17 protein-coding genes are annotated in these 15369 nt (G+C 60.8%); 10 read left to right on the forward strand and 7 right to left on the reverse strand.

Annotated features, from left to right (window positions below):
* The first annotated feature begins 6 nt into the window (after window positions 1–6).
* Genes lysA through AAEO81_RS30010 form a run of 5 tightly spaced genes read left to right on the forward strand, consistent with a single transcriptional unit; the run spans window position 7 to window position 4429 of the window.
* Window positions 7–1254 (forward strand): diaminopimelate decarboxylase, encoded by a 1248-nt coding sequence (gene lysA, locus AAEO81_RS29990; RefSeq protein ID WP_341960788.1) that lies wholly within the window; start codon window positions 7–9, stop codon window positions 1252–1254.
* A gap of 5 nt (window positions 1255–1259) precedes the next feature.
* Window positions 1260–2090, forward strand: a complete 831-nt coding sequence (gene dapF / locus AAEO81_RS29995) for a diaminopimelate epimerase (RefSeq protein WP_341960789.1) — start codon at window positions 1260–1262, stop codon at window positions 2088–2090.
* Between the two features lie 13 nt (window positions 2091–2103).
* Entirely contained in the window at window positions 2104–2838 is a 735-nt protein-coding gene (locus AAEO81_RS30000) for a DUF484 family protein (RefSeq protein ID WP_341960790.1), read from the forward strand.
* Window positions 2839–2840: 2 nt separating this feature from the next.
* Window positions 2841–3737, forward strand: a complete 897-nt coding sequence (xerC, locus tag AAEO81_RS30005) for a tyrosine recombinase XerC (protein ID WP_341960791.1) — start codon at window positions 2841–2843, stop codon at window positions 3735–3737.
* A complete protein-coding gene (locus AAEO81_RS30010; RefSeq protein WP_341960792.1) occupies window positions 3734–4429 on the forward strand; it encodes an HAD family hydrolase in 696 nt (231 codons plus the stop codon). Before xerC ends, AAEO81_RS30010 begins: the two co-directional genes overlap by 4 nt.
* Before the next feature lie 311 nt (window positions 4430–4740).
* On the opposite strand, the gene sutA is transcribed toward AAEO81_RS30010, so the two are convergent.
* The 4 genes from sutA to glnK form a co-directional block, all read right to left on the reverse strand.
* Window positions 4741–5070 carry a transcriptional regulator SutA gene (gene sutA / locus AAEO81_RS30015; protein ID WP_166594085.1) on the reverse strand — a complete coding sequence of 110 codons (330 nt, stop codon included), beginning with the start codon at window positions 5068–5070 and terminating at the stop codon, window positions 4741–4743.
* Window positions 5071–5163: 93 nt separating this feature from the next.
* Window positions 5164–5595 carry a secondary thiamine-phosphate synthase enzyme YjbQ gene (locus AAEO81_RS30020; RefSeq protein WP_341960793.1) on the reverse strand — a complete coding sequence of 144 codons (432 nt, stop codon included), beginning with the start codon at window positions 5593–5595 and terminating at the stop codon, window positions 5164–5166.
* Between the two features lie 239 nt (window positions 5596–5834).
* On the reverse strand, window positions 5835–7181 hold the full coding sequence (locus AAEO81_RS30025) for an ammonium transporter (RefSeq protein WP_166594083.1): 1347 nt from the start codon (window positions 7179–7181) through the stop codon (window positions 5835–5837).
* Between the two features lie 34 nt (window positions 7182–7215).
* Entirely contained in the window at window positions 7216–7554 is a 339-nt protein-coding gene (gene glnK, locus AAEO81_RS30030) for a P-II family nitrogen regulator (RefSeq protein WP_002555808.1), read from the reverse strand.
* 414 nt (window positions 7555–7968) lie between these two features.
* On the opposite strand from glnK, the gene AAEO81_RS30035 reads away from it, so the two are divergent.
* The gene (locus tag AAEO81_RS30035) at window positions 7969–8232 is read left to right on the forward strand and encodes an accessory factor UbiK family protein (RefSeq protein ID WP_341960853.1); all 264 of its coding nucleotides are present in this window, start codon (window positions 7969–7971) and stop codon (window positions 8230–8232) included.
* Window positions 8233–8274: 42 nt separating this feature from the next.
* Here the strand turns inward: AAEO81_RS30035 and AAEO81_RS30040 are convergent, their stop codons facing one another.
* Both AAEO81_RS30040 and AAEO81_RS30045 read right to left on the reverse strand, forming a co-directional pair.
* Window positions 8275–8580 carry a HigA family addiction module antitoxin gene (locus tag AAEO81_RS30040; RefSeq protein WP_341960855.1) on the reverse strand — a complete coding sequence of 102 codons (306 nt, stop codon included), beginning with the start codon at window positions 8578–8580 and terminating at the stop codon, window positions 8275–8277.
* Window positions 8581–8587: 7 nt separating this feature from the next.
* A complete protein-coding gene (locus AAEO81_RS30045) occupies window positions 8588–8866 on the reverse strand; it encodes a type II toxin-antitoxin system RelE/ParE family toxin (protein WP_341960856.1) in 279 nt (92 codons plus the stop codon).
* Between the two features lie 170 nt (window positions 8867–9036).
* Here AAEO81_RS30045 and AAEO81_RS30050 point away from each other — a divergent pair, with 170 nt between their 5' ends.
* From AAEO81_RS30050 to AAEO81_RS30065, 4 genes are all read left to right on the forward strand, one after another.
* Window positions 9037–10530, forward strand: coding sequence for a YifB family Mg chelatase-like AAA ATPase (locus tag AAEO81_RS30050; RefSeq protein ID WP_341960858.1), 1494 nt, complete (start codon window positions 9037–9039; stop codon window positions 10528–10530).
* A gap of 99 nt (window positions 10531–10629) precedes the next feature.
* Window positions 10630–11553 (forward strand): glyoxylate/hydroxypyruvate reductase A, encoded by a 924-nt coding sequence (locus AAEO81_RS30055; RefSeq protein WP_341960860.1) that lies wholly within the window; start codon window positions 10630–10632, stop codon window positions 11551–11553.
* Between the two features lie 159 nt (window positions 11554–11712).
* Entirely contained in the window at window positions 11713–13005 is a 1293-nt protein-coding gene (gabT, locus tag AAEO81_RS30060; protein WP_341960862.1) for a 4-aminobutyrate--2-oxoglutarate transaminase, read from the forward strand.
* Between the two features lie 146 nt (window positions 13006–13151).
* The gene (locus tag AAEO81_RS30065) at window positions 13152–13655 is read left to right on the forward strand and encodes an Lrp/AsnC family transcriptional regulator (RefSeq protein ID WP_341960864.1); all 504 of its coding nucleotides are present in this window, start codon (window positions 13152–13154) and stop codon (window positions 13653–13655) included.
* Between the two features lie 211 nt (window positions 13656–13866).
* Here AAEO81_RS30065 and AAEO81_RS30070 read toward each other — a convergent pair whose 3' ends face one another.
* The gene (locus AAEO81_RS30070) at window positions 13867–15327 is read right to left on the reverse strand and encodes an NAD-dependent succinate-semialdehyde dehydrogenase (protein ID WP_341960866.1); all 1461 of its coding nucleotides are present in this window, start codon (window positions 15325–15327) and stop codon (window positions 13867–13869) included.
* Window positions 15328–15369: the final 42 nt, after the last annotated feature.

Raw genomic sequence — 15369 nt, forward strand, 5'->3', positions numbered from 1 at the left:
TTGACCATGGACGCCTTCAACTACCGCGACGGTGAGCTGTTCGCGGAAGGAGTTGCATTGTCTGCCATTGCCGAGCGTTTCGGCACGCCGACCTATGTCTACTCCCGAGCCCACATCGAGGCCCAGTACCGCGCGTACGCCGACGCGTTGAGCGGCATGCCGCACCTAGTCTGCTTCGCGGTCAAGGCCAACTCCAACCTGGGTGTACTCAATGTCCTGGCGCGCCTCGGCGCCGGTTTCGACATTGTGTCCCGTGGCGAGCTGGAGCGTGTTCTGGCCGCAGGCGGTCAGGCGGACAAAATCGTGTTCTCCGGCGTCGGCAAGACCCGTGACGACATGCGCCGCGCACTCGAAGTTGGCGTGCATTGCTTCAATGTCGAATCCACCGACGAGCTCGAACGCCTGCAGATCGTGGCCGCCGAGATGGGCAAACGCGCCCCGGTGTCCCTGCGCGTCAACCCGGACGTCGATGCGGGCACTCACCCGTACATTTCCACCGGCCTGAAAGAAAACAAATTCGGCATCGCCATCGCTGACGCCGAAGACGTTTACATTCGCGCCGCGCAGTTGCCGAACCTGGAAGTGATCGGTGTCGATTGCCACATCGGCTCTCAACTCACCACGCTTTCCCCGTTCGTCGATGCGCTGGATCGCCTGCTGGATCTGGTCGATCGCCTGAGCGATTGCGGCATCCAACTGCGCCATCTCGACTTGGGCGGTGGTCTGGGCGTGCGTTACCGCGATGAAGAGCCGCCACTGGCAGGCGATTACATCAAGGCCGTGCGTGAACGTATCGAAGGTCGTGACCTGGCGCTGATGTTCGAACCGGGCCGTTTCATCGTCGCCAATGCTGGCGTGCTGCTGACCCGCATCGAATACCTCAAGCACACCGAACACAAAGACTTCGCCATCGTCGACGCGGCGATGAACGACCTGATCCGCCCGGCGCTTTATCAAGCCTGGATGGACGTGAAGGCCGTCCAGCCCCGCGACGGCGCTGCGCGCAGCTACGACATCGTCGGCCCAATCTGCGAGACCGGTGACTTCCTCGCCAAAGAGCGCGAACTGGCACTGGCCGAAGGCGATCTGCTGACCGTGCATTCCGCAGGCGCCTATGGCTTTGTCATGAGCTCCAACTACAACACGCGCGGCCGCACCGCCGAGGTGTTGGTCGATGGCGATCAGGCGTTCGAAGTGCGTCGTCGTGAAACCGTGACTGAGCTGTATGCCGGCGAAAGCCTGCTGCCGGAGTAATCCCCATGCTGCTGCGTTTTACCAAGATGCATGGCCTGGGCAACGATTTCATGGTGCTGGACCTCGTGAGCCAGCACGCGCACATTTTGCCCAAGCATGCCAAGCAATGGGGCGACCGGCACACCGGCATCGGTTTCGATCAGCTGCTGTTGGTTGAAGCGCCGAGCAACCCCGACGTGGACTTTCGCTATCGGATTTTCAACTCCGACGGCTCTGAAGTCGAACAGTGCGGCAACGGCGCGCGCTGTTTTGCCCGCTTCGTGCTGGACAAGCGCCTCACGGCCAAAAAGCAGATCCGCGTCGAGACCAAAGGCGGCATCATCGAGCTGGACATCCGTAACGACGGCCAGATCAGCGTCGACATGGGCGCACCGCGTCTGGTCCCTGCGGACATCCCCTTCGAGGCGCCGCAACAGGCACTCAGTTACACACTGGATGTCGAGGGCGAGAGCGTTGAACTGGCCGCCGTGTCGATGGGTAATCCCCACGCGGTGCTCCGGGTGTACGACATTAACAATGCGCCGGTTCACAGCCTCGGTCCGAAGATCGAGCACCATTCGCGCTTCCCGGCGCGGGTGAACGTGGGCTTCCTCCACGTCGTCGATCGCCAGCGCGCCCAATTGCGCGTGTGGGAACGTGGCGCGGGCGAAACCCAGGCGTGTGGCACCGGCGCATGTGCCGCTGCCGTCGCCGCCATCAGCCAGGGTTGGATGGATTCGCCACTGCTGATCGATCTGCCGGGTGGGCGTCTGTCCATCGAGTGGGCGGGTCCGGGCCATCCGGTGGTGATGACCGGCCCGGCTGTCCGGGTCTACGAAGGCCAAGTACGTCTATGAGTGAGAGTATCCGATGACCGATTTGCCTCAGACTTCAACCGACACGCCCGGCGAACCTGCCGATACCAAAGTGCCTGCCCTTGAAGCCGAGGCGGTTGCGGCCTGGCTGCAACAACATCCGGACTTCTTCGCCGAGCACGACGATTTACTCACCGCGATGCGCATCCCCCACCAGCGCGGCGACACCGTTTCGCTGGTCGAGCGCCAGCTCAAACTTTTGCGTGAACGCAATATCGAGATGCGCCATCGCCTGTCGCAGCTGATGGACGTCGCGCGGGACAACGACCGCCTGTTTGAGAAGACCCGTCGTCTGATCCTCGCCTTGATGGACGCCACCAGCCTTGAAGAGATTGTCATCGCTGTAGAAGACAGTCTGCGCCAGGAATTCCAGGTGCCGTTCGTGAGCCTGATTCTGTTCAGCGATAACCCGATGACCGTGGGCCGCTGGGTCAGCAGCGCCGAAGCGCAAAAAGCCATCGGCGGCCTGATTTCTGGCGGCAAGACGGTGTGCGGCGCGTTGCGCGAGCATGAGCTGGAGTTTCTGTTTGGCGCCGGGCAGAGCAAGGAGGTCGGCTCCACCGCCATCGTCGCGCTGAACCATCAGGGCCTGCACGGCGTTCTGGCCATCGGCAGCCGCGACCCGCAGCACTACAAAAGCTCGGTGGGCACGCTGTTTCTCACTTACATCGCCGATGTGCTGAGCCGCCTGCTGCCGCGTTTCACCAACGCCCTGCGCTCGGTTCGCTAGTCATGGAACGGCAGCTGGACGCTTACTGCACGCACCTGCGCAGTGAGCGCCAAGTGTCGGGCCACACGCTGGAAGCCTACCGCCGCGACCTGAGCAAAGTGCTCGGGTTCTGTGAAAAACAACGCATCGAAAGCTGGAAAGCGCTGGACGTACAGTCCATGCGCAGCCTCGTTGCGCGTTTGCATCAAGATGGCCAATCATCACGCAGCATTGCCCGGCTGCTGTCGGCGGTGCGCGGCTTCTATCACTACCTCAATCGTGAAGGCTTGTGCGAGCACGACCCGGCCAACGGCCTGTCGCCGCCCAAAGGCGAACGCCGACTGCCTAAAACGCTGGATGCTGACCGCGCCTTGCAGCTGCTGGAAGGCGGCGTTGAGGACGAATTTCTCGCCCGCCGCGACCATGCAATCCTCGAACTGTTTTACTCGTCAGGGCTGCGCCTCTCTGAGCTGACAGGACTGAACTGTGCCCAACTCGACTTGGCGGATGGGCTGGTCGAAGTGCTGGGCAAGGGCAGTAAGACCCGCGTGTTGCCCGTGGGCCGCAAGGCTCGCGAAGCGCTGGAGGCGTGGCTGAAACAACGCGAGTTGGCCAATCCCAAAGACGATGCTGTGTTCATCAGCCAGCAGGGCCGACGCCTCGGGCCGCGATCAATTCAACTGCGAGTCAAGGCGGCAGGTGAGCGCGAGTTGGGGCAGAATCTGCACCCGCACATGCTGCGTCACTCGTTCGCCAGCCACTTGCTGGAGTCCTCTCAAGACCTGCGTGGCGTACAGGAATTGCTCGGCCACGCCGACATCACAACGACTCAGATCTACACCCACCTGGATTTCCAACACTTGGCGACGGTGTACGACAGCGCCCATCCAAGGGCCAAACGCAAGGATTCTTCCGAATGAGCATCAAGCTGATCACCTTCGACCTGGACGACACCCTGTGGGAAACCGCACCGGCTATCGTGAGCGCGGAGGCCATGTTGCGGGATTGGCTGGCCGAGAACGCCCCTAAATTGGGTCCGGTCCCGGTGGAACACCTGTGGGAAATCCGCTCGCGGCTGGTGGACGCGGACCCAAGCTTCAAGCACCGCATCAGTGCGCTACGTCGTCGCGTACTGTTTCACGCGCTGGAGGATGCCGGTTACGGCCATGCCGAAGCTGAAGCTCTGGCCGAGCAGAGCTTCGAAGTGTTTCTCCAAGGGCGGCACAAGCTGGATATCTTCCCGGAGGTGGTGCCAACGCTGGAGATTCTGACCAAGTCCTACACCTTGGGTGTGGTCACCAACGGCAACGCCGACGTGCGCCGACTGGGCCTGGCCGATTATTTTGCGTTCGCGCTGTGCGCGGAAGACTTGGGCATCGGCAAACCTGATCCTGCGCCATTTCTCGAAGCGCTGAAACGCGGAAAGTCCGAAGCCGCCCATGCCGTGCACGTTGGCGATCACCCCGGCGACGACATCGCAGGCGCCCAGCAGGCTGGCTTGCGCGCCATCTGGTACAACCCGAGTGGCAAGGCGTGGGAAGGCGATAAGCTGCCGGATGCCGAGATCAGGAGCTTGACGGATTTGCCTGGGGTTCTGGCGCGTTGGGGGTGACGCTTGGCTGGAGATTCTTACTCTGATGCCCTGCGGGCCTGATCGCGAGCAAGCTCACTCCTACATTCGTTGCAACGTACCGCATCCGACGCACCGAGCTCTTAGCCTTTAAAGCCGACCGTGACATCTCTTGCCGGACGCCACGGCTGCCTACTCGGTACATCAGGCCATGGCACGTTGCAAAAGATGTAGGAGTGAGCTTGCTCGCGATCAGGCCCGCAGGGCATCTGAGTAAGAATGCCAAGCCAAACCCCAGCCAAAAAAAAGCCCGCAGCGACAGCGGGCTTTTTTCAGCAGGTATCTGACACCCTTTAGATAGGGCGGCTACCGTACTTGTTGTCAGGCTTCTTGGGCGGATCGGCGACCACGTTGGCCTCCACTTCCTGCACTTTGCCGCCACGGGCGAGGAACTCTTCCATCGCGCGAGCCAGAGCATCACGCTCTTTGTTCTTGGCCTCAACGCTAGGCAGCTCATCGACCGAGACCGCAGCCTTGGCCTTGCCTTTGGTGGGGGTGGCCGCCGCTTCAGGACTGTCGTCTATCTCGGAGCCGTCGTCTTCGGGAGCAGCTGCAAGCTCCTCACCGTCATCCTCGTCTTCCAGACCGTCTTCAACCAGATCGTCGTTGTCGTCGTCGCTCATGTTCTACCTCATGACTTGCGAAAGCAGATTAGTTATAGCCCAGCTGCACATAATTTCTAAGACAGCCAGAAAAAATTCAACCACCGCCAACCCTCAGCGGTCGTACGCCTCGCCCTGAAGGGTTGCGAGGACTTTACGCGCACCGCCTGAATCGCGATGCTCTCCTAAATAAACACCTTGCCAGGTCCCGAGTGCCAACCGTCCATCCGTTACCGGGAGGGTCAGCTGGCAGCCTAGCAAACTGGCTTTGAAGTGCGCGGGCAGGTCGTCGGGTCCTTCGTCGTCGTGTTCAAAACCTGCCTGATCCTGCGGAATGAGCCGGTTGAAAAAACGCTCGAAGTCACGACGCACCGCCGGGTCGGCATTCTCGTTGATGGTCAACGAGGCTGACGTATGCTGCAGCCACACGTGCAGCAGGCCAACACGACATTCACGCAGCCCTGGAAGCCCTGCCACGATCTCGTCGGTCACCAGATGAAATCCGCGAGGCCTGGCCCGCAGCGTGATTCTGGTCTGTTGCCACATACCGTTCTCCGCCCTTCGGCGCGCATTCTAACGCGCTGGAAAAAAAAACAAAGCGCGTAATGAGTGACGTTTTTTGTAAGCCGAAAGCCCGGAACTGCAAGCCGTTGCAAACATCGCAAAGGACGCCCTAAAACGGGGCCGGAACAGGCTTCGCGCATCACTCGTCAGCGGTCTTGCCTATCGACAAACGCCAGGCAAAAAAATGCCCGGAAACCCGGGCATTTTTTTCAGAGTCGTGATTACAGGTTGTAGCCACGCTCGTTGTGTTGCGCGAGGTCGAGGCCGACCGCTTCTTCTTCCTCGGTGACACGCAGACCCATGACAGCGTCCAGTACCTTGAGGATGATGAAGGTCACGATCGCGGTGTAGATGATCGTGAAGCCAACACCTTTGCACTGAATCCAGACTTGTGCAGCGATGTCAGTCACAGTGCCGAAGCCGCCCAGCGAAGGGGCTGCGAAGACACCGGTCAAGATCGCGCCGAGGATACCGCCGATACCGTGAACGCCGAAGGCATCCAGCGAATCGTCGTAGCCCAGTTTGCGTTTCAGGGTGGTGGCGCAGAAGAAGCAGACCACGCCCGCCGCCAGACCGATGATCAGGCCGCCCATTGGGCCGACAGTACCGGCCGCCGGGGTGATGGCAACCAGACCGGCAACCACGCCCGAGGCGATGCCCAGTGCGCTTGGCTTACCGTGGGTCAGCCACTCGGCGAACATCCAGCCCAGTGCAGCAGCGGCGGTTGCGATCTGAGTGACCAGCATCGCCATACCGGCAGTGCCGTTGGCCGCAGCAGCCGAGCCTGCGTTGAAGCCGAACCAGCCTACCCACAGCATTGCTGCGCCGACCAGGGTGTAACCCAGGTTGTGCGGAGCCATTGGGGTGGTCGGGAAGCCTTTGCGTTTGCCCAGTACCAGGCACGCTACCAGGCCAGCCACACCGGCGTTGATGTGAACAACGGTGCCGCCTGCGAAGTCGAGAACGCCCCAGTCCCACAGCAGACCACCCACGCCACTCCAGACCATGTGCGCGATGGGCGCATAGACCAGGGTGAACCAGATGGCCATGAAGATCAGCATCGCGGAGAACTTCATGCGTTCTGCGAAGGCACCGACGATCAGAGCCGGGGTGATGATGGCGAAGGTCATCTGGAAGGTGACGAACACGGCTTCAGGAAACAGCGCCGTCGCACCGGTGATGCTGGCAGGCGTGATGCCCGCCAGGAACGCCTTCGACAGACCGCCGACGAAGGAGTTGAAATTGATGACGTTGGCTTCCATTCCCGTGGTGTCGAAGGCCAGGCTGTAACCGTAGATGCACCACAGGATGCTGATCAGGCCGGTGATGGCGAAGCACTGCATCATCACGGAAAGCACGTTTTTCTGACGAACCATGCCGCCGTAGAACAGTGCCAGACCGGGAACGGTCATGAACAGCACCAATGCGGTGGACGTCAGCATCCAGGCGGTGTCGCCTGAGTTGAGTACAGGTGCTGCGGGGGCTGCCACTTCGTCTGCCGCCATGGCCAAGCCAGGGGTTACGAGGGACAACAGGGCTCCTAGCCCTGCGAATTGACGCAGAGTCATATTGTTTTCTCCTGGGGCGTTGGGGTTTGGCGGCTTAGATTGCGTCGGTATCGGTTTCGCCGGTACGGATGCGAATAGCCTGTTCCAGATTGACCACGAAGATCTTTCCGTCACCGATCTTGCCGGTGTTGGCCGCTTTGGTTATCGCTTCGATAACGCGGTCCAGATCCTTGTCATCGATCGCAACGTCGATCTTCACCTTGGGAAGGAAGTCGACAACGTATTCCGCACCGCGATACAGCTCGGTGTGGCCTTTCTGACGTCCGAAGCCTTTGACTTCAGTTACCGTGATGCCCTGCACGCCGATTTCCGACAACGACTCGCGTACGTCGTCCAGCTTGAACGGCTTGATGATGGCAGTGACTAGCTTCATGAAACTTTCTCCCGAATTGGTGGACTTGCCCCAGGAAAACAAACCCGTCTCAAGTCTAAGCGCAGTGTCTGGCTTTGTAACGCGTCGTTGGCCCGAAACAGGCCAACTCCAGAAAACCGCTTCTGACGAAACACTTCCCCGCTCCGCCTGCCGCACTGCATTCGTCACAGCGACTGCATCAGTGCATGGGTCATATGCCACTAAGCAGAAACCTTGCCATCTCGTGAAAACCCGCGAATTACGGCCCCTCAGCTCACTCCACGCGACTTCAGATCGCCATCACTCAATCCTGTCGCACAACAACAGTGCGAACGTGCACGGCCAAATGCTCGAAAAGCGTGCAGCGCCGCCAGCGTGAAATGACTATAGACGCTGCGTGATACACTTCCGCCCCTCTGATTCCGGAAGACGATCATGCTCGCGCCCAAAGCTTTTCTAGATGCCCTGAGCGGCCACGCCTCGCGGTTGTTCAACGGCGAGACCCCACTGCCCCGCAACGAATTCGAGACCCAGTTCAAGGCCCTGCTGCAAAGCGGCTTCAGCAAACTGGATCTGGTCAGCCGGGAAGAATTCGACAGCCAGATGGTCGTCCTCGCCCGAACCCGTGCCCGTCTTGAGGCACTGGAAGCGAAGATGGCGGAGATGGAAGCGCAGTTGGCGGGGCAGCCAAAAGAGTAAGCCGCGACATGCCCCGTCATTGGCCGGGCATGTCAGTTGTGTTCAGGCACAGTGCGCGATGCGCTGGACCTGTGCCTTGATGGCCGCTCCTCGTTCGATTTCTGCCTTGCGCAGATCGTAGGTCAGTTGCAGGTTCAGCCAGAACTCCGGGGTGGTTTCAAGGCAAGCGGCAAGGCGCAACGCCACGTCCGCGCTCACGCCTCTTCGCTGCAAAACGATATCGTTGACCGTGGGCGTGGAAACACCCAATGCCCGCGCCAACGCCGCAGCCGTGAGCCCCAAAGGCTCCAGATACTCTTCTTTGAGAATTTCGCCAGGATGTACCGGCCGCATTCCGTTCTTGGTCATGGTTGCCTCAGTGGTAATCGACGATTTCGACGTCTTCCGGCCCATTCGCACCCCAAACGAAACAAATCCGCCATTGGGCGTTGATCCGTATGCTGTGCTGCCCTTTACGGTCGCCGTCCAGAGCCTCAAGCCGATTCCCGGGTGGAGACCTTAGATCTGCTAGCGAAGTAGCCGCATCCAGCATGGTCAGTTTGCGTTCCACGACCGAAAGGATCGAGGACCACACCCGTGTTTTGCCGTGGTAAAAAAGTGATTCAGTATCCCTACATCTGAAACTTGCAATCATTGCTAACGCTTAACGTTATTCATTAACGTGAAATTGTAGACAGCGATAGCTCCGAACACAACAACCAAAACGCTAGAAACACCCCGTAGAACTTACCCCCTCCCTCACCTCACTCCCCTGACTATCCTTCAGCACGCCGCAGGAAGCGGTGCCGCCTCCAAGGATCGCTCATGTCCCTCGCCATCGTTCTCAGCCGCGCTCAAGTCGGGGTCGAAGCCCCTGCGGTGACCGTCGAAACTCATCTCGCCAACGGCCTGCCCGCGTTGACGCTGGTGGGGCTGCCGGAGGGGGCGGTGAGGGAGAGCAAGGATCGGGTACGTTCGGCGATTCTGAATTGTCGGCTGGACTTTCCGGCGCGGCGGATCACGTTGAATCTGGCGCCTGCCGATCTTCCCAAGGATGGCGGGCGTTTCGATCTGGCGATTGCATTGGGCTTGCTGGCGGCAAGTGGGCAGCTACCCACGCTGGCGCTCGATGGCGTGGAATGTCTGGGCGAGCTGGCGCTGTCGGGCGCGATACGGCCTGTGCAAGGCGTGTTGCCTGCGGCGTTGGCGGCGCGGGAGGCGGGGCATACGCTGATCGTCCCGGCGGTGAACGCTGAAGAGGCGTGCCTGGCGTCGGGTTTGAAGGTGATTGCGGTCAGTCATCTCTTGGAATTGGTGTCTCACCTCAATGGCCACGCCACGATTGCGCCGTACAAATCCAACGGCCTGATTCTGCAAACCCAGCCTTATCCGGACTTGAGCGAGGTTCAGGGCCAGCCCGCTGCCAAACGTGCGTTGTTGGTTGCCGCTGCCGGAGCGCACAACTTGCTGTTCAGTGGTCCGCCGGGGACGGGCAAAACTTTGCTGGCGAGCCGTCTTCCCGGTCTTTTGCCACCGCTGGACGAGCGTGAAGCGCTGGAAGTGGCGGCGATTCAATCGGTGGCCAGTCACGCGCCCCTTACCAGTTGGCCCCAGCGCCCGTTTCGACAACCCCACCACTCTGCCTCCGGACCAGCGCTGGTCGGCGGTGGCAGTCGCCCGCAACCTGGCGAAATCACGTTGGCCCACCATGGCGTGCTGTTTCTCGATGAATTGCCCGAGTTTGATCGGCGCGTGCTGGAAGTGCTGCGTGAGCCGCTGGAATCCGGCCACATCGTGATTTCCCGCGCCCGGGATCGGGTGCGCTTTCCGGCACGCTTTCAATTGGTGGCGGCGATGAACCCCTGCCCCTGCGGCTATCACGGCGAGCCGACCGGGCGCTGCCGCTGCTCAACCGATCAGATTCAGCGCTACCGCAACAAGCTGTCCGGGCCGTTGCTGGATCGCATCGACCTGCACCTGACCGTCGCCCGTGAAGCGACATCACTGGCTGCGACCGCTCAAACCGGAGAAAGCAGCGCCAGTGCCGCGGAGTTGGTTTCAGAAGCCCGCGAGCGCCAGCAAAAGCGCCAAGGCTGCGCCAATGCCTTCCTCGACCTTCCCGCCTTACGCCAACACTGCGCCTTGCTGCCCGAAGACGAAGCCTGGCTCGAAACCGCGTGCGAGCGCTTGAGCCTGTCACTTCGTTCGGCCCATCGACTGCTGAAAGTCGCGCGCACGCTGGCGGATCTGGAGCGAGTCGAGGCGATTTCCAGAAGCCACATTGCGGAGGCATTGCAGTATCGCCCGGCCGCCAACTGAGGATCGGTCCGCGTAATCTGCCGTTTGATCCTGACCATTCAGGCAAAACTTCTGCGCCAACAGGGCAATATGCCGTAACTCATCCTGGAGGAGCGTTCTATGGCCCTGCTTTATAAGTCCGACCCCAGCCGTGGCCCGACCTGGAAAGCCCTGTTCGCGGAGCACGCGCCCGATATCGAAATCCGCCTGTGGCCCGACGTGGGCGACCCGACCGAGATTCGCTACCTGGCGGCGTGGTTGCCGCCGGAAAATCTCGCGGAGTTCAGCAATCTGGAAGTCATTTATGCGCTGTCCGCTGGCGTAGATCAGTTCGACCTGAGCCAACTGCCCGACCACGTGCCAGTGGTTCGTGTGCTGGACCCCGGCATTGCGCAAGGCATCGTCGAATACGCCAGCCTCACGGTGCTCAGCCTGCATCGACAGGTGCCGCTGTACCTGCGCCAACAACACCAGCATGAATGGACAGCCCACGCGCTGACGCCGGCCAGCGAGCGTCGGATTGGCGTCATGGGCCTGGGCAATCTGGGCACTGCGGTGCTGCGGCACTTGGGTGCTTACGGGTTCAAGCGTTTGGGGTGGGCGCGGTCGGCGCATCATATAGAAGGCGTTGATTGCTATGCGGGCAAAGCGCAACTGCCCGCGTTTCTGAGTCAGTGCGACATTCTGCTGTGTCTGCTGCCATTGACCGACGAGACCCGAGGGATACTCAATGCCGACCTGTTCGCAGCGTTGCCCTCTGGCGCCAGCGTGATCAATTTGGGGCGCGGCGCTCAACTGGTCGACGCCGATCTGCTGACGGCTTTGGACAGCGGGCACCTCGATCAAGCGGTCATTGACGTGTTGGAGCAGGAGCCACCTTCCGAAGAGCACCCTTTCTGGGATCACCCCAAGATCTGGCTGACGCCCCATATCGGCGCGATGACCTTTCCGCAATCGGCCTTCGGCGCATTGCTGGACAACATCCGACGGCATCAACGGGGCGAGGCGATGACAGGCGTGATCGAACGGCTCAGGGGGTACTGAATCGCGCCCATCGATCATCCAGTCATTTATGCTGTTTGACGGCATGAAAACGGCCAATTCGATCAGTCGCCCAGTCAACTTCAGCGTCCTCCACGCGGCCGTCTGCTTACCCTCTTAGCAGGTTGGCAGCCATTCCGGCGGCCCGTGAGGGAGAGCGACATGACTTCTGCAAACACGCGAAATGACCAACTTCTGGCCCTGCGCGAGCAGCATGTGGCGCGCGGCGTCGCGACGGCACATCCGGTTGTCGTCGCCCGCGCCCAAGGCACCGAGTTATGGGACGTCGATGGCAAGCGCTATCTTGATTTCGTGGGCGGCATCGGGGTGTTGAATACCGGCCATAACCATCCCCGGGTGGTGGAAGCCGTGCGCAAGCAGGTTGGGGAGGTCTCCCACGCGAGCTTTCAGGTGGTGGCGTATGAGAGCTACATCAACGTCTGTGCCCGGTTGAACAAACTGGTCGGCGGCGGCGAGCACTATAAAAGCGTGCTGTTCACGTCCGGCGCGGAAGCTGTGGAGAACGCAATCAAGATTGCACGGGGCTACACCAATCGCCCGGCCATCATTTCGTTTCGCGGCGGCTTTCATGGCCGCACGTTGCTGGGCGTCACGCTGACGGGGATGAGTCAGCCCTACAAGCAGAACTTCGGTCCGTTTCCCGCAGACATTTTCCACACGCCCTACCCTGATGCGTTCCGTGGCATGACCACCGAAAAAGCCTTGCAGGCGCTGGACGAGGTGTTCGCGACTGATGTGGCGCCAGAGAGGGTCGCGGCGATCATCGTCGAGCCGGTACAGGGCGATGGTGGATTTCTCGCGGCACCGGTGGAATTCATGCGAGCCCTCAGAGAACGCTGCACGCGGCATGGCATCGTGCTGATTTGCGATGAGATTCAGGCGGGGTTCGGGCGCACCGGTACGATGTTTGGTTTCCAGCATTCTGGGATTCAGCCTGATCTGGTGACCACGGCGAAAAGCCTGGCGGGCGGTCTGCCGCTGTCCGGCGTGGTCGGACGCGCCGAGATCATGGAAGCGCCGACGCCCGGAGGCTTGGGCGGCACCTATGGCGGGAACCCTGTGGCATGCGCGGCGGCGCTGGCGGTGCTCGATCTGTTCGAACAGGAAGACCTGCTGGCCCAGGGCGAACGCCTCGCGACGCAATTGCGGGCGGGCTTGCTGGACTTGCAGAAAAGCCACTCGCGCATTGGCGACGTGCGGGGACGTGGGTTCATGCTGGCGATTGAAATGGTGGCGGCGGATGCGGCGCAAACCCCGGATGCCGTGCTGGCGCAAAACGTCATCGATCACGCGCGCGAAGCCGGGTTGTTGGTGATCAAGTGCGGCGTGCATCGCAACACCGTGCGCTTCCTGGCGCCGCTCACGACCACGCCTGAACAGATCGACGAAGCCCTTCAGGCACTCAAGCAGGCATTACTGAAGGCCGGGGCCTGATCTTCCCGTCGCCGGTCCCGGCAAGGCGATAACGATTGCCGGGGCTGGCAAGCTTCTGTTTGCAGGGCATCCCTTCGACACAGTACAACTACGCCAGCGCCGGGGTTCGCGCGGTGCCATTCACTTTTGGTGTTCGAGGTAGTCAGATGCACGCAGGCATGAAGCTGGACCGGATCGACATCAACATTCTGGTTCATCTGCAAAAGGATGCGCGAATGACCAACATCGCCCTCGCGGAGGCGGTGGGGCTGTCGCCGAGCCCGTGCCTGCAACGGGTCAAACGTCTGGAAGCGGCGGGCTACATCAGCGGCTATGAAGCGCAGGTCGACATTTCGAAGCTGGTGAACACGGTGACGGTGTTCACAGAGATCACCCTGTCGGATCACAAACGCAGCGATTTCGTGAAGTTTGAATCGTGCATCCGCAACATCGACGAAGTGCTGGAATGCCACCTCATCAGCGGCGGTTACGACTACCTCGTGCGCTTCGTCACGGGCAGCATTCAGTACTACCAGGAGTTGATGGAGTCGTTGCTCGACAAGAACATTGGCATCGAGAAGTACTTCAGCTACATCGTGATTAAGTCGCCAGTCATGAGAAATGCATTGCCGTTGCGCAGTCTGCTCAAGCCGCCGTCATCGACGCTATAACGCCGATGACACCACCGAAGCATTGGGGGGCGAGGCGGTACGTCAGCCGAAATGATGTGAAGGCCTCCATCCTTTCGCGAGCAAGCTCACTCCTACAGGTTTTGCGGCAGACCAAAGATCCAGGGTTGCCACAAAATTGTAGGAGTGAGCTTGCTCGCGAAGGCGGAGTGTCCGCCAACGCGCCGGCAACTGACTCACCACCAAAGCGCCCTCACCCCAAACCGCCAATGTGCCAGGCCTTCACTTCAAGAAATTCATCGAGGCCGTATTTCGAGCCTTCCCGTCCGATGCCGGATTGCTTCACCCCGCCAAACGGGGCGACTTCCATGGAAATGATCCCGGTATTCAACCCCACCATGCCGAACTCCAGCGCTTCGCCCACGCGCCATGAGCGGCGCATGTCCTGGGTGAAGTAATACGCCCCGAGGCCAAATGGCGTGGCATTGGCCATTTCGATCGCTTCGGCCTCATCGGTAAACCGAAACAACGGCGCCACAGGTCCGAACGTTTCTTCGTTCGCCATGAGCATGTCGGGGGTCGCTTCCAGCAGGACGGTCGGCTGCACATACAAACCGTCGCCCTCCGGCATCCCGCCCGCCAGCACGGCGGCGCCTTTTTCCAGCGCATCGCCAATGTGCGACGCCACTTTCGTGACCGCAGCACGGTTGATCAGCGGGCCAATGGTCACGCCCTGCTCCAGCCCGTTGCCAACGATGAGCTTCGCGACTTCGGCCGCCAGCCGCTCAGCAAACCGCTCATAAATGCCGTCTTGCACCAGAATGCGATTGGCGCAGACGCAGGTCTGTCCGGCATTACGAAATTTGCTCTGCATGACCCCGGCAATCGCCAACTCAAGGTCAGCGTCATCAAAGACGATAAAAGGCGCATTGCCACCCAATTCCAGGCTCAGGCGTTTGATGCTGCTGGCGCACTGGCCCATCAGCAATTGGCCGACGCGGGTGGAGCCGGTGAACGACAGCTTGCGCACCAGGGGATTGCCGGTCAGCTCAGCGCCAATCTCCGTCGGCAATCCGGTGACCACCTGAATGACGCCCTTGGGAAACCCCGCCCGCTCGGCCAGCACCGCCAAGGCCAATGCGGAATACGGCGTCATCTCGGAGGGTTTGACGATGACTGTGCAGCCTGCCGCCAAGGCCGGCGCGCATTTGCGGGTGATCATCGCGTTCGGGAAATTCCACGGCGTGATGGCAGCCGTCACACCCACTGGCTGCTTGAGCGTGAGGATGCGGCGATCCGCGGTGGGCGCGGGAATGGTGTCGCCGTAAATGCGCCGGGCCTCTTCAGCAAACCATTTGACGAAACTGGCGCCGTAGGCGATCTCGCCTCGGGCTTCCGCCAGCGGCTTGCCCTGCTCCGCTGTCATGATCTGCGCCAGGTCTTCCTGATTCTCCAGAATCAGCTGGTGCCACCTTTCCAGCAGTTTGGCGCGCTCGGCGGGTGTGACGTGGCGCCAGTCTTTCCAGGCCTCGTTCGCACATTCCACGGCCCGCCGCGTCTCGTTGACGCCCAACGCGGGGATCAGTCCCAGCTCGTGGCCGGTGGCGGGATTAGTCACGCGGAGTGTCACGCCATTGTCCGCTTGAATCCAGTGGCCGCCCACGTAGGCATGATCAGCGAACAGGGAGGGGTCTTTGAGTCGCAGTTTGAGCATGACGAGCGCCTTATTCGGGAGGGTGAAAAAAGTCTAAAAAAA

Source organism: Pseudomonas sp. RC10 (assembly GCF_038397775.1).
Lineage (GTDB): Bacteria > Pseudomonadota > Gammaproteobacteria > Pseudomonadales > Pseudomonadaceae > Aquipseudomonas > Aquipseudomonas bambusae.